The organism is Streptomyces thermolilacinus SPC6, assembly GCF_000478605.2.
GTDB classification, from domain to species: domain Bacteria; phylum Actinomycetota; class Actinomycetes; order Streptomycetales; family Streptomycetaceae; genus Streptomyces; species Streptomyces thermolilacinus.
Map to the genome: position 1 here is coordinate 2,495,098 of NZ_ASHX02000001.1, position 22,456 is coordinate 2,517,553.

21 protein-coding genes and 1 pseudogene are annotated in these 22,456 nt (G+C 71.1%); 7 read left to right on the forward strand and 15 right to left on the reverse strand.

Annotated elements, in window-relative coordinates:
* Nucleotides 1-5: 5 nt before the first annotated feature.
* The 8 genes from rpsC to rpsJ are packed head-to-tail and all read right to left on the reverse strand — an operon-like array spanning nucleotide 6 to nucleotide 4,351.
* Entirely contained in the window at nucleotides 6-833 is an 828-nt protein-coding gene (rpsC, locus tag J116_RS10440; protein ID WP_023587025.1) for a 30S ribosomal protein S3, read from the reverse strand.
* Nucleotides 833-1,180 carry a 50S ribosomal protein L22 gene (gene rplV, locus J116_RS10445; RefSeq protein ID WP_028963907.1) on the reverse strand — a complete coding sequence of 116 codons (348 nt, stop codon included), beginning with the start codon at nucleotides 1,178-1,180 and terminating at the stop codon, nucleotides 833-835. Before rplV ends, rpsC begins: the two co-directional genes overlap by 1 nt.
* A gap of 51 nt (nucleotides 1,181-1,231) precedes the next feature.
* A complete protein-coding gene (gene rpsS / locus J116_RS10450; protein WP_004984529.1) occupies nucleotides 1,232-1,513 on the reverse strand; it encodes a 30S ribosomal protein S19 in 282 nt (93 codons plus the stop codon).
* A gap of 12 nt (nucleotides 1,514-1,525) precedes the next feature.
* Nucleotides 1,526-2,362 (reverse strand): 50S ribosomal protein L2, encoded by an 837-nt coding sequence (gene rplB / locus J116_RS10455; protein WP_023587027.1) that lies wholly within the window; start codon nucleotides 2,360-2,362, stop codon nucleotides 1,526-1,528.
* A 41-nt stretch (nucleotides 2,363-2,403) separates the two neighbouring features.
* A complete protein-coding gene (rplW, locus tag J116_RS10460) occupies nucleotides 2,404-2,727 on the reverse strand; it encodes a 50S ribosomal protein L23 (RefSeq protein WP_023587028.1) in 324 nt (107 codons plus the stop codon).
* A complete protein-coding gene (rplD, locus tag J116_RS10465; RefSeq protein ID WP_028963908.1) occupies nucleotides 2,727-3,377 on the reverse strand; it encodes a 50S ribosomal protein L4 in 651 nt (216 codons plus the stop codon). Before rplD ends, rplW begins: the two co-directional genes overlap by 1 nt.
* Nucleotides 3,378-3,384: 7 nt before the next feature.
* The gene (rplC, locus tag J116_RS10470) at nucleotides 3,385-4,029 is read right to left on the reverse strand and encodes a 50S ribosomal protein L3 (protein WP_023587030.1); all 645 of its coding nucleotides are present in this window, start codon (nucleotides 4,027-4,029) and stop codon (nucleotides 3,385-3,387) included.
* A 13-nt stretch (nucleotides 4,030-4,042) separates the two neighbouring features.
* The gene (gene rpsJ / locus J116_RS10475; RefSeq protein WP_003948644.1) at nucleotides 4,043-4,351 is read right to left on the reverse strand and encodes a 30S ribosomal protein S10; all 309 of its coding nucleotides are present in this window, start codon (nucleotides 4,349-4,351) and stop codon (nucleotides 4,043-4,045) included.
* Nucleotides 4,352-5,067: 716 nt separating this feature from the next.
* On the opposite strand from rpsJ, the gene J116_RS10480 reads away from it, so the two are divergent.
* Both J116_RS10480 and J116_RS10485 read left to right on the forward strand, forming a co-directional pair.
* A complete protein-coding gene (locus J116_RS10480; protein WP_023587031.1) occupies nucleotides 5,068-5,454 on the forward strand; it encodes a hypothetical protein in 387 nt (128 codons plus the stop codon).
* Nucleotides 5,455-5,718: 264 nt separating this feature from the next.
* Nucleotides 5,719-6,090, forward strand: coding sequence for a hypothetical protein (locus J116_RS10485; RefSeq protein ID WP_023587032.1), 372 nt, complete (start codon nucleotides 5,719-5,721; stop codon nucleotides 6,088-6,090).
* A gap of 174 nt (nucleotides 6,091-6,264) precedes the next feature.
* Here J116_RS10485 and J116_RS10490 read toward each other — a convergent pair whose 3' ends face one another.
* Genes J116_RS10490 through J116_RS10500 form a run of 3 tightly spaced genes read right to left on the reverse strand, consistent with a single transcriptional unit; the run spans nucleotide 6,265 to nucleotide 9,061 of the window.
* Entirely contained in the window at nucleotides 6,265-6,789 is a 525-nt protein-coding gene (locus tag J116_RS10490) for a hypothetical protein (protein WP_023587033.1), read from the reverse strand.
* A 58-nt stretch (nucleotides 6,790-6,847) separates the two neighbouring features.
* On the reverse strand, nucleotides 6,848-8,602 hold the full coding sequence (locus tag J116_RS10495; protein WP_023587034.1) for an alpha/beta hydrolase: 1,755 nt from the start codon (nucleotides 8,600-8,602) through the stop codon (nucleotides 6,848-6,850).
* A 9-nt stretch (nucleotides 8,603-8,611) separates the two neighbouring features.
* On the reverse strand, nucleotides 8,612-9,061 hold the full coding sequence (locus J116_RS10500) for a hypothetical protein (RefSeq protein ID WP_023587035.1): 450 nt from the start codon (nucleotides 9,059-9,061) through the stop codon (nucleotides 8,612-8,614).
* Nucleotides 9,062-9,484: 423 nt separating this feature from the next.
* On the opposite strand from J116_RS10500, the gene J116_RS31360 reads away from it, so the two are divergent.
* From J116_RS31360 to J116_RS10515, 4 genes and pseudogenes are all read left to right on the forward strand, one after another.
* On the forward strand, nucleotides 9,485-9,790 hold the full coding sequence (locus J116_RS31360; protein ID WP_317135522.1) for an NAD(P)-binding protein: 306 nt from the start codon (nucleotides 9,485-9,487) through the stop codon (nucleotides 9,788-9,790).
* Between the two features lie 508 nt (nucleotides 9,791-10,298).
* Nucleotides 10,299-10,439, forward strand: a pseudogene (locus J116_RS31490) (FAD-dependent monooxygenase); the annotation flags it as partial.
* Between the two features lie 280 nt (nucleotides 10,440-10,719).
* Entirely contained in the window at nucleotides 10,720-12,393 is a 1,674-nt protein-coding gene (locus J116_RS10510; RefSeq protein WP_023587036.1) for an RNA ligase family protein, read from the forward strand.
* Nucleotides 12,393-15,314 (forward strand): poly(A) polymerase, encoded by a 2,922-nt coding sequence (locus tag J116_RS10515; protein WP_023587037.1) that lies wholly within the window; start codon nucleotides 12,393-12,395, stop codon nucleotides 15,312-15,314. The genes J116_RS10510 and J116_RS10515 overlap by 1 nt, the downstream gene beginning before the upstream one ends.
* Before the next feature lie 97 nt (nucleotides 15,315-15,411).
* Here the strand turns inward: J116_RS10515 and J116_RS10520 are convergent, their stop codons facing one another.
* Nucleotides 15,412-15,903: a hypothetical protein gene (locus tag J116_RS10520; protein ID WP_023587038.1), complete on the reverse strand. Its 492-nt coding sequence runs from the start codon at nucleotides 15,901-15,903 to the stop codon at nucleotides 15,412-15,414.
* Between the two features lie 377 nt (nucleotides 15,904-16,280).
* On the opposite strand from J116_RS10520, the gene J116_RS10525 reads away from it, so the two are divergent.
* Nucleotides 16,281-18,335: a PIG-L family deacetylase gene (locus tag J116_RS10525; protein WP_028963910.1), complete on the forward strand. Its 2,055-nt coding sequence runs from the start codon at nucleotides 16,281-16,283 to the stop codon at nucleotides 18,333-18,335.
* Between the two features lie 129 nt (nucleotides 18,336-18,464).
* Here the strand turns inward: J116_RS10525 and tuf are convergent, their stop codons facing one another.
* The 3 genes from tuf to rpsG form a co-directional block, all read right to left on the reverse strand.
* Entirely contained in the window at nucleotides 18,465-19,658 is a 1,194-nt protein-coding gene (tuf, locus tag J116_RS10530; protein WP_023587040.1) for an elongation factor Tu, read from the reverse strand.
* Nucleotides 19,659-19,819: 161 nt separating this feature from the next.
* Nucleotides 19,820-21,946 carry an elongation factor G gene (gene fusA / locus J116_RS10535; RefSeq protein WP_023587041.1) on the reverse strand — a complete coding sequence of 709 codons (2,127 nt, stop codon included), beginning with the start codon at nucleotides 21,944-21,946 and terminating at the stop codon, nucleotides 19,820-19,822.
* Between the two features lie 38 nt (nucleotides 21,947-21,984).
* Nucleotides 21,985-22,455 (reverse strand): 30S ribosomal protein S7, encoded by a 471-nt coding sequence (gene rpsG / locus J116_RS10540; RefSeq protein ID WP_023587042.1) that lies wholly within the window; start codon nucleotides 22,453-22,455, stop codon nucleotides 21,985-21,987.
* Nucleotide 22,456: the final 1 nt, after the last annotated feature.

Below are 22,456 nucleotides of genomic sequence, written 5' to 3' on the forward strand. Positions count from 1 at the left end.
TTCGGTCAGGCCTCCGTTCCGGTGCTCTCAGCCGGAGCAGCGGCAGCGGCCTCGGCCTTGGGGGCCTCGGCAGCGGCGTTCTGCTGCGGCTTGCGGCCGCGGCCGCCACGCTCGCCACCACGGCCACCGCGGGCCGGGCGGTCGGCGCCGCCACGGGCCGGGCGGTTGCCGGCGCGGGCAGCGGCGTTCTCGGCGCGAACCTCGGCGATGTTCTTGACGTCGCCCTTGTAGATCCAGACCTTCACGCCGATGCGGCCGAAGGTGGTCTTGGCCTCGAAGAAGCCGTACTCGACGTTCGCGCGGAGCGTGTGCAGCGGCACACGGCCCTCGCGGTAGAACTCCGAGCGGGACATCTCGGCGCCGCCGAGACGGCCACCACACTGGATCTTGATGCCCTTGGCACCCGCCTTCATGGCCGACTGCATGCTCTTGCGCATGGCGCGGCGGAAGGAGACGCGGGAGGACAGCTGCTCGGCAACGGCCTGGGCCACGAGCTGAGCGTCGACCTCGGGGTTCTTGACCTCGAGGATGTTCAGCTGGACCTGCTTGCCCGTGAGCTTCTCGAGGTCGCCGCGGATGCGGTCGGCCTCGGCGCCACGGCGGCCGATGACGATGCCCGGACGCGCGGTGTGGATGTCCACGCGGACACGGTCACGGGTGCGCTCGATCTCGACCTTGGAGATGCCGGCGCGCTCCATGCCGGACGTCATCATCCGACGGATGGCGACGTCTTCCTTGACGTAGTCCTTGTACAGCTTGTCGGCGTACCAGCGCGACTTGAAGTCGGTGGTGATGCCGAGCCGGAACCCGTGCGGGTTTACCTTCTGGCCCATTACCGGGTTCCTTCCTTGCTGCTGACGACCACGGTGATGTGGCTGGTCCGCTTACGGATCCGGTAGGCGCGGCCCTGGGCGCGCGGACGGAACCGCTTCAGGGTCGGGCCCTCGTCCACGTACGCCTCGCTGATGAACAGCGAAGAGGCGTCCGTGTGGTCGTAGTTGTGCGCGGCGTTCGCGATGGCGCTGTCCAGCACCTTCTTGACCGGCACGCTCGCGGCCTGCGGGGCGAAACGCAGGACCGCCTGAGCCTCCGTGGCGTCCATGCCACGGATGAGGTCCACCACGCGGCGGGCCTTCATGGGCGTGACGCGGATGTACCGCGCCTGGGCCCTGGCTTCCATGGTTGTCCCTTCAGTGTCTGACACGTTCGTCATGGTCTTTCACCCCGCTGGTTAGCGGCGCTTCGACTTCCGGTCTTCCTTGACGTGACCCCGGAAGGTGCGCGTCGGCGAGAACTCGCCGAGCTTGTGGCCGACCATCGACTCGGTGACGAACACCGGAATGTGGGTCTTGCCGTTGTGCACCGCGATCGTGTGGCCGAGCATGGCCGGGACGATCATCGAGCGACGGGACCAGGTCTTGATGACGTTCTTGGTGCCGGCTTCGTTCTGGGCGTCCACCTTCTTGATCAGGTGGTCGTCGACGAAGGGCCCCTTCTTGAGACTGCGCGGCATCTAAACCCGCTCCTAGCGCTTCTTGTTCGTCTTGCGGCGGCGGACGATGTACTTGTTGCTCGCCTTCTTGGGAGAACGAGTACGACCCTCCTTCTGACCCCACGGGGAGACCGGGTGGCGACCACCGGAGGTCTTGCCCTCACCACCACCGTGCGGGTGGTCAACCGGGTTCATCGCCACACCGCGGACGGTCGGGCGAACGCCCAGCCAGCGCTTACGGCCGGCCTTGCCCCAGTTGATGTTCGACTGCTCGGCGTTGCCGACCTCGCCGATCGTGGCGCGGCAGCGGACGTCGACCAGGCGGATCTCACCGGACGGCATGCGGAGGTGGGCCATCGAGCCCTCCTTCGCGAGCAGCTGCACGGAGGCGCCGGCGGAGCGGGCGAACTTGGCACCGCCACCGGGACGGAGCTCGATCGCGTGGATCGTGGTACCGACCGGGATGTTGCGCAGGGCCAGGTTGTTGCCGGGCTTGATGTCGGCGCCGGGACCGTTCTCGATCCTGTCGCCCTGGTTCAGGCCACGCGGGGCGATGATGTAGCGCTTCTCGCCGTCCGCGTAGTGCAGGAGCGCGATGCGCGCGGTGCGGTTGGGGTCGTACTCGATGTGAGCGACCTTCGCCGGCACGCCGTCCTTGTCGTGACGACGGAAGTCGATCACTCGGTAGGCGCGCTTGTGGCCACCGCCCTGGTGGCGGACGGTCACACGACCGGTGTTGTTACGGCCGCCCTTGCTGTGCAGGGGGCGGACCAGCGACTTCTCCGGCGTGGACCGCGTGATCTCGACAAAGTCGGCGACGCTGGAGCCACGACGGCCCGGAGTCGTCGGCTTGTACTTGCGGATACCCATTTCTCAGTCCTCGTCCGATATTCGGACGATCCAGACCGCCCTTAGGCGGTCGGACCGCCGAAGATGTCGATACGGTTGCCCTCGGCAAGGGTCACGATGGCGCGCTTCGTGTTGGCGCGCTTGCCGTAACCGGTGCGGGTGCGCTTGCGCTTGCCCTGCCGGTTGATCGTGTTGACCCCGGTGACCTTGACCGAGAAGACCGCCTCGACGGCCTGCTTGATCTGGGTCTTGTTGGCGCGCGGGTCGACGACGAACGTGTACTTGTTCTCGTCCAGCAGCGCGTAGCTCTTCTCGGAGACAACCGGCTTGACGAGAATGTCGCGCGGGTCCGTGAAGGTCTTGCTGGTGACGACGGCCTCAGTCATCAGGCGTCGCTCCCTTCGGTCTCAACGGCCTTGGGGCCAGACACGAAGGACTCGAAGGCGGCCTTGGTGAAGACCACGTCGTCGGAGACGAGCACGTCATACGTGTTCAGCTGGCCCGGCTCCAGGATGTGCACCTGGGGCAGGTTGCGGGCGGAGAGCCACGCGGCCTCGTCGGAGCGCTCGACGACCAGGAGCAGGTTCTTGCGCTCCGAGATCTTGCCGAACAGCGTCTTGGCGGCCTTGGTGGAGATCTCACCCTCGACCACGCCGGTGACGACGTGGATACGGGAGTGGCGGGCCCGGTCGGAGAGGGCACCGCGCAGGGCGGCGGCCTTCATCTTCTTGGGGGTCCGCTGGGAGTAGTCACGCGGCACGGGGCCGTGGACGACGCCACCACCGGCGAACTGCGGGGCGCGGGTCGAGCCCTGACGGGCGCGGCCGGTGCCCTTCTGGCGGTACGGCTTCTTGCCACCGCCGCGGACTTCGCCACGGGTCTTGGTCTTGTGCGTGCCCTGTCGGGCAGCGGCCAGCTGGGCGACGACGACCTGGTGGATCAGCGGAACGCTGGTCTTCGCGTCGAAGATCTCCGAGGGGAGCTCGACGGTCCCGGCCTTGTCGCCTGCCGGCGAAAGGATGTCAATGGTGCTCATCGTTACCTCAGGCCCCCTTGGCCGCGGTACGGACCAGGACGAGGCCGCCGTTCGGACCAGGAACCGCGCCCTTGATGAGCAGCAGGCCCTTCTCCGCGTCAACGGCGTGGACGGTCAGGTTCTGGGTGGTGACCCGCTCGTTGCCCATGCGGCCCGCCATGCGGAGGCCCTTGAACACGCGGCCCGGGGTGGCGCAGCCACCGATGGAACCGGGCGAGCGGTGCTTGCGCTGGGTGCCGTGTCCGGCGCCCAGGCCACGGAAGTTGTGGCGCTTCATGACACCGGCGAAGCCCTTGCCCTTGCTCTTGCCGGTGACGTCGACCTTGACGCCCGCCTCGAAGACCGCAGCGGTGATCTCCTGGCCGAGCGTGTACTCGGAGGCGTCAGCGGTGCGGATCTCCACCAGGTGGCGGCGCGGGGTGACGTCGGCCTTGGCGAAGTGACCCTTGAGGGGCTTGTTCACCTTGCGCGGGTCGATCTCGCCGAAGGCGATCTGGACCGACTCGTAGCCGTCGATGTCGTTGGTGCGGACCTGGGTGACGACGCAGGGACCGGCCTTGACGACGGTCACCGGGACAACCCGGTTGTTCTCGTCCCAGACCTGGGTCATGCCGAGCTTCTCGCCCAGGACGCCCTTAATGTTCTTAGCCATCTCGCGCGTCACCTCAGAGCTTGATCTCGATGTCGACGCCGGCCGGCAGGTCGAGACGCATGAGCGAGTCAACCGTCTTCGGCGTGGGGTCGAGGATGTCGATGAGGCGCTTGTGCGTGCGCATCTCGAAGTGCTCGCGCGAGTCCTTGTACTTGTGCGGCGACTTGATGACGCAGTACACGTTCTTCTCAGTGGGCAGCGGCACCGGGCCCGCGACCGACGCACCAGTGCGGGTCACCGTCTCGACGATCTTCTTCGCCGAGGAGTCGATGACCTCGTGGTCGTAGGCCTTGAGCCGGATGCGGATCTTCTGTCCCGCCATGGCTACTCAGTAGTCCTGTCTCTCGTAACGCTCTGGAACCTGGTGAGCTTCTGTCTTCTCCGACCCACGCGGTCGGGCGTGTCGCGCTCCCTCTACGTAGATCTCCCGAAGGATTTCCCAACCAAGGGGGTGCGGGCCTGGGACCGCGGTCCGGGGGAAGACACCCACCGGGTGCCTGGTAGGCGCCCCGCTGACGCTTCCCGGAAGATTCCCGTACGTCCGCCCCTGATCAGAGGCGACGAGTACTGTGGGACTCGCTTCCGGTCCTCCCGGCGGGAGGCGCGCAGCATCGGCACTCAACCGAGCAACCCGGACAGTCTGCCACACGGGGACCTGCGTACGCCAATCGAGCCGAAGAGAATACCCCGCGAGCGGTATCGATCAAACCGAGGCACGCGGGGTGGGAGCCGGGTCGCTGCGGGGCGGGGCGGGCCCCTGGGCGGCGGGGCGGTGCCTGTGCCGGGGGCTTTGGGGGAGGCGGGGCGGTGCCTTCGCCGGGGGCCTTGGGTGGTGATGGGGCGGTGCCTTCGCCGGATGGCGGGGCGGTGCCCCGGGCGGCAGCGGTGCGGATCCTGCCCCCCGCTGGGCCGGGGCGCCGACCGGGCGCCTCGGGCGGCGGGGCGGGGCCTGCGCCCGGGTGGGAGGCGGTTGCCCCCGGCGGTGGTGAGCACCGAGCCCACGCGGAGGCCGGCGGGAGGCGCTCCATCCCTGGGCGGGTGCTGGGTGTCCCAGGCGTCGGAACCCTCCGGTGGCTGAGCGGCGTCGCCCGGGGCGTGATCGACTTCCTGAAGCGTGAGGTGCTGAGCCTGCGGGGCGCGTCACTCCTGACGGTCCACGCGGCGACCGCGTACGTGGCCTACTGGGCCCTGGCGGTCCCCCCGGACGGCCCCTGGGACGAGGACAACCTGACGGGCATCGAGATGGGCTGCGCCCTGATGATCCTGTCCGCCGCCCTGACCTTGGCGTTGTCCGTTGCTCCTGTACGCCACAGACGCCTGCACCCCTGGTGGCTGGCGCCCCCGCCCCTGTACCTGACCCTGGGCGCCGGCCGCTGGGCGTACATCGCCCACGCGTATCCGGTGGCGGTGGGCCGGGGCGGTTGAACTTCGTGGTGAGGCGCAGGTCGGCCTGGCGCCGACCGAGCACCGACTGCCCGGCCCGCCGCCGTAGGCCGCCCCGGACGAACCGCGTCAACGGTGGCGGCACCCGTGCCCGTACCAGGCCCCATCAGCAGGCCGGAATCCCGAGCTGTGGAACATCACGACTGTGCACTCTGGCGGGCACGGGTGGCCATCGAGTGAGCCCATTCCAACTCGGGGCAACCGCTGATCGACGCCGCGTCATAGGCGTCTGATAGATCCCTGGCTATGACGTTCTTGGCGGTGGTCGAAGGTGATGAGGGCGGATGGCACGCCGATCGGGATGCGCTGACCGAGGCGATCCGCGCTCGGTGGGCTGAGGTCGAGACGGATTCGTCGCACCGCAGTGAAGTACGCAGTCTCATCTGGAGCTTCGAGACGGAGAACGGCCCAGGCGAGGCGTATCTGCACGAGGACGGTACCTGCCTGTACATGGATGTTTGGGAGGAGGACGCGATGTGGTTGGTGCTCGCCTTCCGTGCGCTGACCCCGGCCCACCTTGACCTGGTGTTCTGCGATCAGGGCTACACCTTCGACGTGCGGGTGCCGACCGGAACCACAGAGGTCGAGCTGATGACCCTGGTGAATGCTGCGGGGTGAGCTCAGCCCGAAGTGGCTAGGTGGAGCACCTGGACAGCCTTCACGTTGTCGGCGATACGGGTGGGGCCGCACCGGACGTTCGTCAGCAGACGCAGGGGGCCAGCTCACGCCCTAGCCACCGCCGCCGGGCAGCAGACGGGATGCCGGATGGGTTGGATTCCGGTTGGCGGCAGATCAGAAGCGCTGGATCTTTTCCCCGTCCGGGATCTGGTAGCAGCCGGAGACCAGGAAGACACTGAGGTCCGCGGGGTTCTCTTTTGCGTTGTAGGTGATCTCGACGCTGACCTTCTTCTCGTCGTGGTCTGCCGTAAGGCTGAGGTTCTTGTCCCGGCTGCTGTCCGGTCCGTAACGGACGATCTTCCATCCGTTCTTGACCAGGTCCTCCTTGAGTCGTTCCATCACCCCTTGGAGATCCCCACCCGAAGCTGGAGTGAAAGTCCACGGATGGAAGACGCGGAAGTACTTGTCCCGATCCCTTTTTGAACAGTCCATCACTCCAGGCCGGATGTCGGAGGCCTTGCCCTTGAGGCCGATCAAATCGTAGATCTCGCTGGACACCTTCTCTGCCCGATCGGCAGCGTTGTGCGACGTACTCGCCCCCGCGAAGGGCACCTCATCAGATCTGTCGTTCATGCCACACCCGGTAACAGTAATCAAAGCGATTGAACCGAGGAGCGCATAGACGCTCGACTTAATCATCAAGGCGGCAGACTCCTCACTTATTCGCCTCCTCGCCGCATTCACCCGAGGCAGGCACTTATTCCTCTAGACGCACACTTCCATACCGACCTGCGACAATCCTCGTTTGGTTCCGCAGGCTTTCAGTCCCGTCGTCCCAATAGCCGCTGTGACCCTTCGTGTCCGTGGCCATCTGGTTAGCGCCGAACCGTTCATCGCTCGGCACCGTCCAGAGGCCATCCTGGTCGTGTCCTCCATGCCCGAAGCGGCCGAGGTCCGGGACCACGTCCCCGTGTGCCTCCTGGTTCCAGACGTGTCCCTTCGGCACGTCCAGCTCCTCTGCTTTGGGGACCGTCACTCCAGGGCTTCCCACAGTGATCACATCGTCCGTGTTCAGCGTGCCCTTGTCAGCCGCAGCGCCTACCAGGGTCGTCCCGTATGAGTGGCCGATCACTGTGCGATGTGTCGCCGGGTCTCCGCTCTGCGAGGCTTCCAAGCCATCGAGGAACTTCCTGAACGCCGGCGCTCCGTCATTCGCGTAGTGCCTGAACGGCGCGTCCGTCTTGATGTCCTGCGGAGCGTCGTAGCCGTACCAAGCGATGGTGGAGACCGAGTCACCGCGCGCTTCGGTTTGAGCCACCCGCCAGACGTTCTCCATCCGGTCGATGCCCTCGCCGATATTGCTCAGGTTCGACGTGGTGCCGGGGACGTAGACGGCTTGGTGGTGGGCTGTGTCGGGGTTGCCGGTGGCGATGATGGCTCGCCCGTTGCCTTCGGGGCTGAAGCCGAGGAGGTAGGCCTCGGGGAGGCCTCGTTCGCCGGTCTGGTCGAAGCGCTGCTGGATGCTCTCCATGCCCCTGAGCGAGTTCTGGAGGGCGAAGTAGCGCTCGCCGTGCTCTTGCTGCCAGGCCAGGTACTCGGGGGTGGGGACTCTGGTGGGTGTCAGGCCCGTGGTGGTCCACGTCCAGCGGTCGGCGGGGGGTTTCGGGATGGCGTCCAGTTCGAGGCGGGTTCTGGCCAGGTGCTCGTTGAGGACGACGCGGTTGGCCTCGTCGCGGACCGGGGCGGGGAGGCCGTCCATGGCGCCCACCCGGGCGGGGTGGAGGGACAGCCACGCCGCCCGTTCCTCCTCGGTGAGGCTCTGCCACCAGTCCGCGTTGTCCCTCGGGGTGCCGTCCCCGGGCGGCTGGGGCAGGGAGGCCAGGTAGTTCCCGGCGGCGGCGCGGACGCCGGTCGTGTCCGCTTCGACGTCCTTCCAGTCGGCGTGCGACACGGTCAGGTCGTCGTCCGCCTTCAGGGCGCTCAGTTTCGGTGCCCACCTGGCGTCCGCCTCTGCGGCCTCGCCGAGCGCGTCGGCGATCCGGTTCGCGAGCTCCAGCGCCCTGCCGTAGCGCGGGTCCGGGTGCGCTGCCGCGGACTGGCGGTACAGCGCCGAAGCCAGCGGGGACGACGTACCGCCCGCGACGGCCACCGTGCCGCCCTCCGGGTACGTGACCGAGCCGTCCGCGCCGACCGCGCACCCGGCGGCGCGGGCGTCCTCCAGGGCGGCCATGAGTTTCCGCTTCGCCGCGCCCATGTCGTGGGCGAAGCCGTTGAGGGCGGCGCTCACCAGGGCGCACTCGGTCTGGGCGTAGTGGAAGTTCCGGGACAGGTGCCTGAGCTGGACGAGGGCGGCCGTCGCGGCCTCGCCTTCGAGCCGGTCGCGGAGAGCGGCCGCGACCTGCTGGTCGATCGTGTCCTTCGCCGTGCCGGCGATGTCCCCGGTGGCCCGGTACGCGTCCGCGGCGTCCTCGTACTCGGCGGGTCTGAACGTCTTCAGCGTCGTGAGGTCCATGTCCGCCGGTCACCCGGCCTTCGCCCGGCCGCCGGGCGCGGCGGTGTCCGCGTACCTCACCTGGATCCGGCCGAGCTCGTCGCGCAGCGCCGCGTCGGTCATCGACAGGTCGCGCCCCGCCTGTTCCAGGAGGGCGCCCAGTTCGCCGCAGCGGCTTCGTACGTCTCCGAGGTACCTCGTCCAGGAGGCGTGCAGCTCCTGCTGCGCGACGCCCGACCGGCACCCTTGCAGGGGCGTGAGGCCCGTCTGCCCGCTCTCCAGGCGGACCATGGCCCTGGTGATGTCGGTCCTGAGCCGCTTGACCGCCTGGCCGGCGCCGCTCCACGCCCTCTTCTGCGACCTGAGCCGCTCGGAGCCCGTCCCGGCGTGTGTGTCGGGCGGGCGCGGGGCTGGGGGTGTCGCCGCGGTGCGGTGTTCGGTGGCCGCGGATTTGAGTCGTTCCCATTCGTCCCATGCCATCGTTCGTCCCCCTGGCCGCGCCGGTGGTGTGTGGCGGTTGGTGTCGGCTGGTCACGTTATGGGGGCTTGCGAGGGGCGGTGGGAGCGGTCGTGGGGGCGGAGTGGGGTCTACCTGGGGGTGTGGCGGGCGGGATGCGGTGGAGGTACACCCTCACGTGGGATGCCGGGGGTTGACGGCCGGGCGTTCCAGCGGGGGGGTGAGGCCGTTGAGGAGGGTGGTGAGGCCCAGCTCGAAGAGGGCGTCGAGGTCCAGGTCGTAGCCGGCCCCGGCTGGGCCGTTCTGGGTGTACGGGTCATCTGTACTAGTACAGAGGCTGCTGGGGTGTCGGGTCGCGGGGCTTTTCTGTGCTGGCGCAGATGGGCGTGAGGGTGGGTTTACGGCGTACGTTCAGCGCGCTCACCTCATACACCCAAGGGGTCTCCATGCTGAACGTGCTCGTCTCCGGCGGCGGCATCGCCGGTTCCGCGCTCGCCCACTGGCTGCGCCGGTACGGCTTCGCGCCCACCGTCGTCGAACGGGCCGCCGCTCCCCGGCTCGGCGGCCAGGCCGTGGACGTACCGGGCGTCGCCCTCGATGTGCTCGACCGCATGGACCTGCTGGGACCGCCCGCGCCGTGCGCACGCGGATGCGCGGCATGTCCGTGCTGGACGCCGAAGGCAACGAGGTCCACCGCAGCACCGAGTACGCCGCCAGCAGCGGGCGGCTCGACGGCGACGACATCGAGCTGATGCGCGACGACCTCGTGCGGCTGCTCCAGGACCGGGCCGGGGACGGGGTCGAGTGGGTGTACGGGGACGCCGTCACCGCACTGGGGGAGCGCGGCCGCGGGCCGGTGCGGGTCCGGTTCGCGTCCGGGGCGGTACAGGACTTCGACCTGGTCGTGGGCGCCGACGGCCTCCACTCGGGGGTGCGGCGGCTCGCCTTCGGGCCCGAGGAGCGCTTCGCCGCGCACCTGGGGCAGTACCTGTCGGTCTTCACCGCCCCGAACTTCCTCGGCCTCGACGACTGGCAGGTCTGGCTGCGCGACGGCCGGTCCGGCTTCGCCGCCATGTCGGTGCCCGCAACCACGAGCTGCGCGTGGCGTTCGGGTTCGAGTCCGGGCCGCTGGACGGCGACCACCGGGACACCGGGTGGCTGCGCGGGCTCATCGTGCGCCGGATCGAGGCGCTGCGCTGGCCGGACGCGCCCCGGCTGGCCGAGGCCGCGCGGACGGCGCCCGACTTCTTCTGCGACGCGATGGCGCAGATCCGCGTGGACCGCTGGTCGCGCGGGCGCGTCGCGCTGCTGGGCGACGCCGGGTACTGCGCCTCGCCCCTGTCCGGGCAGGGCACCAGCCTCGCCCTGTGCGGTGCGTACGTCCTGGCCGACGCCCTGCGCGCGGCGGGCGGTGACCACGTGGCCGGTTTCGCGGCGTACGAGCGGCGGATGCGGCCGTACGCCGAGGTCGACCAGGCCCTGGCTACCGAGAACGCGCCCCTGCCGCCGAGGAGTCCGTCGCGCGCGCCAAGAACGCCCTCGTGCTGGATGAGGGGCGGTGAGGAGGGGGGCGCGGTGAGGAGGGGCGCGGTGCCCGCCGTGGGGTTAATCGGTCGATCCCGGTTCGTCCGGCTCCTACAGTTGCCCGGCACGTCAGCGTCAACCGGGGGGCCGTTCCGCCATGCGCCAGCACTATCCGCGTACACCGCATCTGCCCTGGTCGCCCGGGGTCGGGCGGGACGATGTGCGGGCCTTCGACCTGTCCGGGTTCGTCGGGCGCGAGGTAGTGGTGACCGAGAAGCTCGACGGCGAGAACACGACCCTGTACGCCGACGGGCTGCACGCCCGGTCGCTGGACTCCGGCCACCATCCGTCGCGGGCCTGGGTGAAGGCGCTCCACGGACGTATCGCCCACGCCATACCGGAGGACTACCGGGTGTGCGGCGAGAACATGTACGCCCGGCACTCGATCCCGTACGACGGGCTGGAGAGCTACTTCTACGGGTTCTGCGTGTTCGACGAGCTCGGGTGGTGCCCCGGCTGGGACTGGACCGTCACCTTCCTGCGCGGTCTGGGCGTGCCGGCCCCGCGCGTGCTGTGGCGCGGGGTGTTCGACGAGCGGGCGCTTCGGCGGCTGCGGGTCGACACCCAGCGCCAGGAGGGGTACGTCGTACGGACCGCCGACGGCTTCATGGCCCATGAGTTCGGGCGGCGCGTGGCCAAGTGGGTGCGGCCCGGGCACGTACAGACCGGCACGCACTGGATGCACGCCGCCGTCACGCCGAACGGGCTGTCCGCGCGCGCCGCGCTGTGGGACGTGGCGTCCGGCGCGGCGCCGGACGCGGGGGCGCTGCTGGCGGCCCTGGGCGCGAGCGTGGACGGCGGCGACCGGGACGCCGCGCACGAGGTCGCCGCCCGGATCGGAGGGCTCGGGGACCGGCGGCTCGCCGGGGTGCTGGCGGCGCTGCTGCACCGGGAGCGGCGGGGCGTACTGGCCGGGCGGCTCGCCCCGGCACTGGGGCTGCCCCTCGCGCGGCGCGTCGCCGACCTGGTGGGCCTGCACGGCGGGCTCCAGCGCCCGTACCCGGACGAGGAGCGCAGAGCCGGGCTCGTACGGCTGTCGTACGCCGCCGACCTGGGCGTCCTGCACACGCTGGCCGCGGCTCTGGCGCCCGACGCGGCGGCGCGGGAGCAGGTGGAGTGGTCCGCGCTGCACGCCGCGGAACTGGAGGACACGGATGCGGTGGACCGGGCGTTGCGGAAGGCGTTCCGGGGGCTCGGCGCGGACGCGGCGGCCCGGTGCCTGGGCGAGGCGCGCGAGCTGTACGCGCTGCGCCGGATCAGCACCCCGGAGGAGGCCGTCGCCGCCACCTGGCGCCTGCGCGACGGAACGTTTCCCCGACTGGTGCACCTGGTCGGGCCGTCCGGCAGCGGCAAGAGCACCTTCGCGCGGGGCCTGCCCGGCGTGGACGCGTACGTGTCGCTGGACGCGCTGCGCGAGGAGCGCGGCGACCGGGCCGACCAGCGGGACGGCGGCGCGATCCTGCGCTCCGGCCTGGAACGGCTCGACGCGGCGCTCGCGCGGGGCGGCACCGCCGTGTGGGACGCCACCTCGCTCAACCCGCACCAGCGGCTCCACGTCCACGCCGTCGCCCGGCGCCGCGACGCGCTCATCACGCACGCGGTGGCGCTGGTGGACGACGCCGAGCTGGTACGGCGCAACGCGGCGCGCGAGCATCCGGTGCCGCCCGGCGTGCTGGAGGCGCAGCTGCGCCGGTTCGTGCCGCCGTACCCGGGCCAGGCGCACCGCACCTGGTACATCGGCACGGGTGGCACCGTGGAGGAGGAGGCGTAGTGCGTACGAGCGACGAGATCTACCACCGGGTCCGGTGGGACTCCCGGTTCGACCCGGCGCGCTTCGTGATCGGCGTCATGCAGCGCGGGGCGGAGCCGAAGCGGGTGCCGCTGCCCGCGTTCACACCGGGCGGCGACATCCCGTGGCACCGGGTGCTGTTCTTCGAGGCCGACGGCGAGGTCGTGTGGGACCGGGCGGCCGGGGTGGACCGGATCGACGCGACCGAGGCGGGCCGGGTGCGGGACCCCAGGCTGCTGCGGGCGCCGTTCTTCACGGCACGGCAGCCGTACGCGTGGGACGCGGCGGCGGGGCGGTGGGCGCCCACGGCCTCCGGTGGCTCAGGCGGCGCGGCTCCCGGCCGCGGGGCGCAGGGACCCGGCGGAGCGGCCGGGCTGCGGGTGCTGACGTGGAACACCCTGTGGGACCGGTACGACAGCGACCTCATCGACACCGCGCGCCGCCGCCCGCTCCTGCTGGACGCCCTGCGCGACGCCGACGCGGACGTGATCGCACTCCAGGAGGCCGAGCCGGAGCTGCTGCGCCTGCTGCTGGCGGCGGACTGGGTGCGCGACGCGTACACGCTCGGCACCGACCCGGCCGGGCCGGACGTCCCCGACTGCGGGCTGCTGCTGCTCAGCCGGGTGCCGGTACGGGAGGCGGCGGCGCATGTACTGGGGCCGCACAAGGCGGTCACCGCCGTGGTGCTGGACACCGGCACGGGCCGGCCGCTGGTCGTCGCGGCGACCCACCTGAGCAGCGACCACTCGCAGGACGGCGCCGGGCGGCGCGACGCCGAACTGGCGCGGCTCGCCGAGGGGTTCGCCGGAACCGAGGGCGACGTCGTCCTCGTCGGCGACTTCAACGACGGGGGCGACCTGCCGGAGACCACCCTCGGCATGCGCGACGCGTGGACGGAGGTGCACGGCCCCGCCGACCGGACGCCGACGTTCGACCCGGGCGCCAACCCGCTGGCCGCCGTGTCGTCCCTGTCCGGGCGGGCCGCGCGCCTCGACCGGGTGCTGCTGCGCGCCGAGCGCGTACGGGTGGACGCGGCGGAGCTGACCGGCCGCGAGCCGGGCCCGTCCGGGCTGTACGTCTCCGACCACTACGGCGTGCTGGTCGACCTGGGCCTCGACGGGGCGGGCGCGCCCGGCGCCCTCGACCAGCCGCCGACCCCGAGGACGGCGGTCGCGTGGCTGCCGCCCGACGCGCTGTGGCCGCCGTTGCAGGAGGTGCGCCGCGCCCATGACCCGCAGATCCGGCGGTGGCCGCCGCACGTGAACCTGCTGTTCGGGTTCGTACCGGAGGCGCGGTTCGAGCGGGCGGCGGAACTGGTCGCCGAGGCCGTGCGGGGCGTCGCGCCGTTCGAGGCCCGGCTCCAGGGCGTCCACAGTTTCGGGCACCGCGACGACGCGACGGTGTGGCTGGACCCGGCGGCCGGTGGCGAGGCGCCGTGGCAGGAGCTGCGGCGGGCGCTGGAGCAGCGCTTCCCCCGCTGCCGGGGCCACCGGCGGGGCTTCACCCCGCACCTGAGCCTCGGCCGGACGACGGACCCGCACGCCGTGGCGCGGGAGGCGGAGGACCTCCTGGGCGGCCCGCTCAGCGCGCGCGTGACGGAGGTGGCGCTGCTGTCCCGGCGCGGCGACGAGCCGATGCGCGTACGGGCGGTCGTGTCGCTCGGCACGGGCGAGGTGCGCTGGTACGACGACGAGCCCGCCGCCGTACGGACCCCGGACGAACCCGCCGCCGTACGCGCCTCGCCGCACGCCCATGACCGGGCGCCCGCCGACACCGGCACCGGCACCGAAGCCGCCGAACGCCTCGTACGGGAGCTGGCCGCCGCGCTCCCGGGCGCCGAGGTACGGGTCGTCGGGTCGCGGCGCATGGGGTGTGCCCTGCCGGGCGCGGACCTGGACCTGGTGGCGGCCGTCCCCGGCGCCCCGGGCCTCGCGGACGTGCGGGCCCGGGTGGTCGCCGCGCTGCCGGGGGCCGCCCGGGTACGGGAGGTCGTCGGGGCGCGCGTACCGGGGCTGCGGTTCGAGGCGTACGGCGGCCTCGGCGTGGACCTGGCCGTCGTACCGACCGGTGCGGTGCCGCCCGGCGAGGCCGTGGCGCGGCGCGCCGAACTGGGCGAGGCGGCCGCCGTCGCCCTCAGCGCGGTGACCGACGCGGACGCCGTACGGGCCCACGTCGGCGCCCGGCTGCCCGAGTTCGCCCGGCTGGCGCGGGACGTGAAGGCGTGGGCGCGGGCGCGCGGCCTGGACGCGGCACCCCTCGGCGGGTTGCCGGGCCTGGCCTGGGCGCTGCTGGCCGCGCGTACCGTGCGGGAGGCGGAGGGCACCGGCGACCCGGGCGCGCGCCCCCTGCTGCGCCGCTTCTTCGCGACCTGGGCGGCATGGGACTGGCGGGTCCCGGTGGACCTGGACGCGGCGGGCCCGGCGGCCGCACCGGGCGCCTCCGCGCTCCCGGTCACGGTGACCACGCCCACGTACCCGCGCCGCCCCTGCACCGACCAGGTCACGCCGGGCGGCCGGGACCTGCTGGCGCAGGAGCTGTACCGGGCGTGGGAGCTGCTGGAGGCGGCCCCCGGGGCGGACGTACGGCTCCTCGACCCGCCGCCCCTGCACCGGCGCCACGCCGCCTGGGCGGTGGTGACCGTGCCGCGCGGCCCGGCCGAGGGGCGGGTCCGGGGCCGTACGCGCGCCCTGCTCACCGCCCTCGCGGAGGCGGGCGCGCCGGACGCCCACGCGTGGCCGCGCCCGTTCGAGCGGACGCCCGGCACCCTGTCGTACGCGATCGGCCTGGGCGCCGCGCCACCGGACCGCGCCGCCCTCGCGGGCGTGGCCGCCCCCTGGCTGCGCGGCCTCACTGGCGTGACGCTCACCTGGGCGGACGGCGGAGACGTACCGACCCTGCGGTGACCGCCCCGGCCGACCGAACAACCAGCCGGGAACGCGCCCCGACCCGGCCGGCCCAGCCGGAAAGGCGCCCCGCCCAGGGAAACCGCACGCCTGAGGGTCACCGCCCCTCCGCGCCGCCCCCTTCCGCGTTCCGGGCGATCCGGCGCAGGACGCGCAGGGCCGCCGCGTACTCCTCGTCGGGCACGCCCTCGTGCAGCCGCGCCCGCACCTCGGCGGCCAGCGCCTTCATCCGCGCGTGTGCGGCGAGGCCCGCGTCGGTCAGGCGCAGGACGCCCTCCTGGTCCTCGGTGACCCAGCCCCGGTGCGCCATCCGGGCCGGGACGCGCGGGATCTCGTCGGGGTCGTCGGCCAGCGGGGCGAGCCCGGCGGCGAGGGCCTCGCGGGACGCGCCGTCCGGACCGGCGGCGGCCAGACGGCTGAGGGTCCACCAGAGGGGCTGGGTGATGTCGAGGTCCGCCATGGCGTCGCGCAGGTGGCGGAGGACGGCCTTGTTGACGACGCCGCTCCAGTAGCCGATGGGCTGGGCGGCGAGGTTCTCGTCGGTGGCGGCGGGGTCGGCGGCGGCCGGGGCAACTGTGGTGGAAGTCATGCCCCGGACGCTATGACCTCAACTCGACTTGAGGTCAAGGCCGTTCAGGAGGAGGCCGTCAAGAATCGAACACCCCGGCTCATCCAGGGCAACCCGAGGTGTCGATAATCCGTCTAGATGACCGCGCGGGCTCCGGCGACGACCAGCGCCTCCGCCGCCGTCATCAGAACACTCACAGCAGCACCAGTACGGGGGCACAAGTGAACGAGATACCGGGGGGCCGGCCTCGCGCTGCCGTTTTCCGTACGACGACCGGCAGCTCCCCCGGCGCCCCGGACACCAGGACCGGCCTCAGCACGGACCCAGGGGCCAGCCCCGGCACGGCCCCCGAGCCCGGCCCCGGGCCCGGCTTCGAGCACGGCCGCAAGCCCCGCCTCATCCGCCGCCGCACCCTCGCCGCCGCCCTCGGCCTCGTCGGGGCCACCGGGCTGGCGGGCGGCCTCGCCGGATGCACCGTGCCCGCCCCGCGCCGGGGCGGCCCCACCGCGGACCCGGCGCCCGGCATGCCGATCACCAGCTCGCGCCGCGCGCAGCTGATGCAGATCATGGCGCACCCGGACGACGACCTGTACTTCATGAACCCCGACTGCCAGCGCATGGTGGACGCCGGGGTACCCCTCCTCTGCGTGTACGTCACCGCGGGCGAGCACACCGGCAAGAACCACGTCCCGGGCCGCACCGGCGAGACCGTCGCCGACCGGGAGGACTACTCCTCCGCCCGCCACCAGGGGCTGCGCCAGGCGTACGCGGAGATGATCGGCCTGGACAAGTTCACACCCTGGCACAAGGGCGTCGCCACCCTCCGCGGCGACCGCCAGGCCGAGATCAACACCCTCACCCACGGCAACCGCCGCGTCGAGCTGGTCTTCCTCAACCTCCCGATGCACACGCCCCGACGCTGGATGGCCCTCCCCAGCCTGTGGGAGGACCGCGCGCTGGGCCTGCGGACCGTCATCGCGACCGGCTCCCCCGTGCGCCGCGCCTCCGACTACGACTACGACGGCCTGGTCGACGTCCTCGTGGGACTGATGGAGCGCTACCGGCCCACGGTCGTCCACACCCTCGACCCGGACCCGGACATCCAGCACAGCGACGAGGCGACCCGCAAGAAGGACTCCGAGCAGCCCGGCTACTCGGACCACGGCGACCACACCGCCGTCGCCTGCTTCAGCTGGGCGGCCATGGTCCGCTGGGTCGCCGAGGCCACCGCGGACGGCGGCTCCATACCGGGCTTCGTGACCACCTCGTTCCGCGGCTACTACAACCGCCACTGGCCCAAGAACCTCCCCGAGCCGGTGCTGCGCGAGAAGGCCGCCCACCTCGTCCCGTACGGCGGCGACCCCACCTGGCAGTGCGGCAACGCCGCGGGCTGCGGCGACTACATGGTCGGCGGCACCCGCCCGCTCACCAACAAGAAGGGCTGGGTCCGCTCCACCCACCACCGCTACCCCGGCCCCGGCCCGGTCGTCGCGACCGGCCCCGACGGGCGGCTCTCCGTGTACGGGGTGCTGGGCCTGCGGGCGGTGCGCTGGCGCGAGACGGAGCCGGGCAGCGGCCAGTGGACCGAGCCGGACGACCTCGGCGGCGGCCCCCTCGCCCCCGGCCTCGGCGGGGCGACGCTCCTGGACGGGCGGCAGCTGCTGTTCGGGCTGCGGTTCGCCGCGCTCGGCGGACACGGCGGCGCCAACAAACGGGAGGTCGTGGTGCTGGAGCAGCGCTCCCCCGGCGGCCCGTTCCTCGCGTGGTCGGGGCTCGGCAGCCCGGAGCGGGACGACGACCGGGGGCGGCGGATCGGCGTGCCGGTGGCGGTGACCGCCCCGGACGGCCGGGTCCACCTGTTCGTACGGGACGCGGACAAGGGCGTCAGCACACGCGTCCGGGAGGCCGACGGCACCTGGGGGCCGTGGCGGGGCCTGGGCGGCGCCGAGGTGCAGGACGGGCTGTCCGCGGCGGTGGACGGGCGGGGGCGCGTCCACCTGTTCGCCGCGGGGCGGGAGCGCGTACACCACTGGGCGCAGGAGACGCCGGACGGGCGGGTCGCGTTCCGCGCCGACGGGGCCGCGCTGCCGGTGCCGGGCGGCCCGGTGGACGTGGCGGGCACGCCGGACGGGGGCCTGGCGCTGTACTACCGGCGGCCGGCCGCGAAGGAGCTGACGGCGGTACGGGCGGACGGCAGGCCGCTCCCCGCGCCCGCGTTCGACGGGTACGGCACGGTCAACGCGGCCGGTACGCCCAGGGGCCCGGTCCTGCTCGGCCGCGACCTGCGGGGGCGGGTCCAGCTGCACGTGGGCGGGCGCCGGTCGGTGCGCGCCCAGGGCGTGGTCGCGCTGGGCCTGGCGACGCTTCACCTGGGGCCGAAGGGCGCGATGGCGGTGGGCGTCGGCGCGGACGCGTACCCGTGGTCGTGGGCGTCCCACACGGACACCGCCTGACGGGTCGTACGACCGGCGCGCGCCGCCCACGGCGCCGCACGCACGGCAAAGGGCCCCGCACCTCTCGGTGCGGGGCCCTTCAGGTGCTCCGGGGAGCAACCAGGTCAGCCGATCAGGCCGTCAAGGAACTTACTTGACGATCTTGGTGACCTGGCCGGCGCCGACGGTCCGGCCACCCTCACGGATGGCGAACTTGAGGCCCTCCTCCATGGCGACCGGCTGGATCAGCGAGACCGACATGGTGGTGTTGTCGCCCGGCATGACCATCTCGGTGCCCTCGGGGAGGGTCACGACGCCGGTCACGTCCGTGGTACGGAAGTAGAACTGCGGGCGGTAGTTGTTGAAGAACGGCGTGTGGCGGCCACCCTCGTCCTTGGAGAGGATGTAGGCCTGCGCCTCGAACTCGGTGTGCGGGGTGACCGAGCCCGGCTTGATGATGACCTGGCCGCGCTCGACGTCCTCGCGCTTGATGCCACGGAGGAGCAGACCGACGTTCTCACCGGCCTGGCCCTCGTCGAGCAGCTTGCGGAACATCTCGATGCCGGTGACCGTGGTGGTGGTCTTCTCGGTCTTGATGCCGATGATGTCGACGGTCTCGTTGACCTTCAGGACACCACGCTCGATACGGCCGGTGACGACCGTACCGCGACCGGTGATCGTGAAGACGTCCTCGATCGGCATGAGGAACGGCTTGTCGACGTCGCGCTCCGGCTGCGGGATGGCCTCGTCCACGGCCTCCATGAGCTTGAGCACCGACTCGGCCCACTCCGGGTCGCCCTCGAGCGCCTTCAGAGCGGAGACCTTGACGACCGGAACGTCGTCGCCGGGGAACTCGTACTCGGAGAGGAGCTCACGGACCTCGAGCTCGACGAGCTCCAGGATCTCCTCGTCGTCCACCATGTCGGCCTTGTTCAGGGCGACCACGATGTACGGAACGCCGACCTGGCGGGCCAGGAGCACGTGCTCCTTGGTCTGCGGCATCGGGCCGTCGGTGGCGGCGACCACGAGGATGGCGCCGTCCATCTGCGCCGCACCCGTGATCATGTTCTTGATGTAGTCCGCGTGACCCGGGCAGTCCACGTGCGCGTAGTGACGCGACTCGGTCTGGTACTCGACGTGCGCGATGGAGATGGTGATACCGCGCTGACGCTCCTCAGGAGCCTTGTCGATCTGGTCGAAGGCCGAAGCCTCGTTCAGGTCCGGGTACTTGTCGTGCAGCACCTTGGTAATGGCGGCCGTGAGGGTCGTCTTACCGTGGTCGATGTGACCGATGGTGCCGATGTTGACGTGCGGCTTAGTCCGCTCGAACTTCGCCTTCGCCACTGGGGTCCTCCTGTGGAGTGGTTCTGTACGCCTTACTCATCGGCGCCAGGTGATCTTTGCTGGGATGCCGGCCCCGGGGCGTTCCGAGCCTCCGCTCGCGCGGTGTGCGCCGAAACGCCCCGTGTATCCGGTGACAAGCCTAAAGCGTGAACTCGGTTGAGTTACTCGCCCTTGGCCTTCGCGATGATCTCCTCGGCGACGTTCCGCGGAACCTCGGCGTAGGAGTCGAACTGCATCGAGTAGCTTGCGCGACCCGAGGTCTTGCTGCGGAGGTCGCCGACGTAGCCGAACATCTCCGACAGCGGCACCAGGCCCTTGACGACACGGGCACCGGCACGCTCCTCCATGGCCTGGATCTGGCCACGGCGGGAGTTGATGTCACCGATGACATCGCCCATGTAGTCCTCGGGCGTGGTGACCTCAACGGCCATCATCGGCTCGAGGAGCACGGGGGACGCCTTGCGCGCGGCCTCCTTGAAGGCCTGCGAACCGGCGATCTTGAAGGCGAGCTCGGAGGAGTCCACCTCGTGGTAGGCGCCGTCGAGCAGCGTGACGCGCACGCCGGTCATCTCGTAGCCCGCGAGGATGCCGAACTGCATGGCCTCCTGGCAGCCGGCGTCCACGGAAGGAATGTATTCCTTCGGGATGCGGCCACCGGTGACCTTGTTGACGAACTCGTACGAGGCGTCGCCGCCCTCGAGCGGCTCGATCGCGATCTGCACCTTGGCGAACTGACCGGTACCACCGGTCTGCTTCTTGTGGGTGTAGTCCACGCGCTCGACGGTCTTGCGAATCGTCTCACGGTACGCGACCTGCGGCTTGCCGACGTTGGCCTCGACCTTGAACTCGCGCTTCATGCGGTCGACGAGGACCTCGAGGTGAAGCTCGCCCATACCGCCGATGACGGTCTGGCCGGTCTCCTCGTTGGTGTGCACCTGGAAGGAGGGGTCCTCCTCCGCGAGACGCTGGATGGCGACACCCAGCTTCTCCTGGTCGCCCTTGGACTTGGGCTCGATGGCGACCTCGATGACCGGCGCCGGGAAGTCCATGGACTCCAGGATCACCGGGGCCTTCTCGTCGCACAGCGTCTCACCGGTCGTGGTCTGCTTCAGACCCATGACGGCGATGATGTCGCCGGCGCCCACCGACTCGATCTCCTCACGCTTGTTCGCGTGCATGCGGTAGATCTTGCCGATGCGCTCCTTCTTGCCCTTGACGGAGTTCAGCACGGCGGTGCCGGACTCCAGGCGGCCGGAGTAGATCCGGACGAAGGTGAGCTTGCCCAGGTGCGGGTCGCTCATGATCTTGAACGCCAGCGCCGACAGCGGCTCGTCGTCGGACGGCTTGCGCTTGATGACCGTCTCGGCGTCCTTGGGGTCCTGACCCTCGATCGCCTCGATGTCCACCGGCGACGGCAGGTAGCGCACGACGGCGTCGAGCAGGGGCTGGACGCCCTTGTTCTTGAACGCGGTGCCACAGAACACCGGGGTGACCGTGGTGTCGCTGCCCTTGCCGGAGGCGATGGTGATACGACGGATCGCGGTGTACAGCTGCTCCTCGGTGGGCTCCTCGCCCTCCAGGTACAGCTCCATGATCTCTTCGTCGTTCTCGGCGACGGCCTCGACCAGCTTGCCGCGGTACTCCTCGGCGAGCTCGGTCAGGTTCTCCGGGATGTCGACGACGTCGTACATCTCGCCCTTGGCCGCCTCGGCGGACCAGACCAGGGCCTTCATGCGGACCAGGTCGACGACGCCCTGGAAGTCGGCCTCGGCGCCGATCGGCAGCTGCATGACGATCGGCTGCGCGCCCAGACGGTCCGAGATCATGCCGACACAGCGGAAGAAGTCGGCGCCCGTACGGTCGAGCTTGTTCACGAAGCAGATACGCGGAACGCCGTAGCGGTCCGCCTGACGCCACACGGTCTCGGACTGCGGCTCCACGCCGGCCACACCGTCGAACACGGTCACGGCGCCGTCGAGGACGCGGAGCGAACGCTCCACCTCGACGGTGAAGTCCACGTGACCGGGGGTGTCGATGATGTTGACGGTGTGATCGACGTCCTCGAGCGACCAGTGGCAGGTCGTCGCGGCGGACGTGATCGTGATGCCGCGCTCCTGCTCCTGCTCCATCCAGTCCATCGTGGCAGCGCCGTCGTGGACCTCACCGATCTTGTACGAAACACCGGTGTAGAAGAGGATGCGCTCGGTGGTGGTCGTCTTGCCCGCGTCGATGTGGGCCATGATCCCGATGTTGCGGACCTTGGCCAGGTCAAGCGAAGTGGTAGCCATAAGGCTTCAGTCTTCTCTCGGTCTCGATGTGGGTGCGACTACCAGCGGTAGTGCGCGAAGGCCTTGTTGGACTCGGCCATCTTGTGCGTGTCCTCGCGCTTCTTGACCGAGGCGCCGAGGCCGTTCGAGGCGTCCAGCAGCTCGTTCATCAGGCGCTCGGTCATGGTCTTCTCGCGACGGGCGCGCGAGTAGCCCACGAGCCAGCGGAGAGCCAGGGTGGAGGCGCGACCGGGCTTGACCTCGATCGGCACCTGGTAGGTGGCGCCACCGACGCGGCGGGACTTGACCTCGAGAGCCGGCTTGACGTTCTCGAGGGCGCGCTTCAGCGTGATGACCGGGTCCTGGCCGGTCTTCTCGCGCAGACCCTCCATCGCGCCGTAGACGATGCGCTCGGCGGTGGAGCGCTTGCCGTTGAGCAGGATCTTGTTGATGAGCGAGGTCACCAGAGGAGAACCGTAAACCGGGTCGATGATGACCGGGCGCTTCGGGGCGGGGCCCTTACGAGGCATT

Excerpts from the sequence above, each read along its gene's own strand:
- J116_RS10495 (WP_023587034.1), bottom strand. The coding sequence starts at position 8,602 with ATGGACCTCACGACGCTGAAGACGTTCAGACCCGCCGAGTACGAGGAC.
- rpsG (WP_023587042.1), bottom strand. The coding sequence starts at position 22,455 with ATGCCTCGTAAGGGCCCCGCCCCGAAGCGCCCGGTCATCATCGACCCG.
- J116_RS10500 (WP_023587035.1), bottom strand. The coding sequence starts at position 9,061 with ATGGCATGGGACGAATGGGAACGACTCAAATCCGCGGCCACCGAACAC.
- rplB (WP_023587027.1), bottom strand. The coding sequence starts at position 2,362 with ATGGGTATCCGCAAGTACAAGCCGACGACTCCGGGCCGTCGTGGCTCC.
- rplD (WP_028963908.1), bottom strand. The coding sequence starts at position 3,377 with ATGAGCACCATTGACATCCTTTCGCCGGCAGGCGACAAGGCCGGGACC.
- J116_RS31360 (WP_317135522.1), top strand. The coding sequence starts at position 9,485 with ATGCTGAACGTGCTCGTCTCCGGCGGCGGCATCGCCGGTTCCGCGCTC.
- J116_RS10490 (WP_023587033.1), bottom strand. The coding sequence starts at position 6,789 with ATGATTAAGTCGAGCGTCTATGCGCTCCTCGGTTCAATCGCTTTGATT.
- fusA (WP_023587041.1), bottom strand. The coding sequence starts at position 21,946 with ATGGCTACCACTTCGCTTGACCTGGCCAAGGTCCGCAACATCGGGATC.
- rpsJ (WP_003948644.1), bottom strand. The coding sequence starts at position 4,351 with ATGGCGGGACAGAAGATCCGCATCCGGCTCAAGGCCTACGACCACGAG.
- rplC (WP_023587030.1), bottom strand. The coding sequence starts at position 4,029 with ATGGCTAAGAACATTAAGGGCGTCCTGGGCGAGAAGCTCGGCATGACC.
- rplW (WP_023587028.1), bottom strand. The coding sequence starts at position 2,727 with ATGACTGAGGCCGTCGTCACCAGCAAGACCTTCACGGACCCGCGCGAC.
- J116_RS10520 (WP_023587038.1), bottom strand. The coding sequence starts at position 15,903 with ATGACTTCCACCACAGTTGCCCCGGCCGCCGCCGACCCCGCCGCCACC.
- J116_RS10510 (WP_023587036.1), top strand. The coding sequence starts at position 10,720 with ATGCGCCAGCACTATCCGCGTACACCGCATCTGCCCTGGTCGCCCGGG.
- rplV (WP_028963907.1), bottom strand. The coding sequence starts at position 1,180 with ATGGAAGCCAGGGCCCAGGCGCGGTACATCCGCGTCACGCCCATGAAG.
- J116_RS10485 (WP_023587032.1), top strand. The coding sequence starts at position 5,719 with ATGACGTTCTTGGCGGTGGTCGAAGGTGATGAGGGCGGATGGCACGCC.
- rpsC (WP_023587025.1), bottom strand. The coding sequence starts at position 833 with ATGGGCCAGAAGGTAAACCCGCACGGGTTCCGGCTCGGCATCACCACC.
- rpsS (WP_004984529.1), bottom strand. The coding sequence starts at position 1,513 with ATGCCGCGCAGTCTCAAGAAGGGGCCCTTCGTCGACGACCACCTGATC.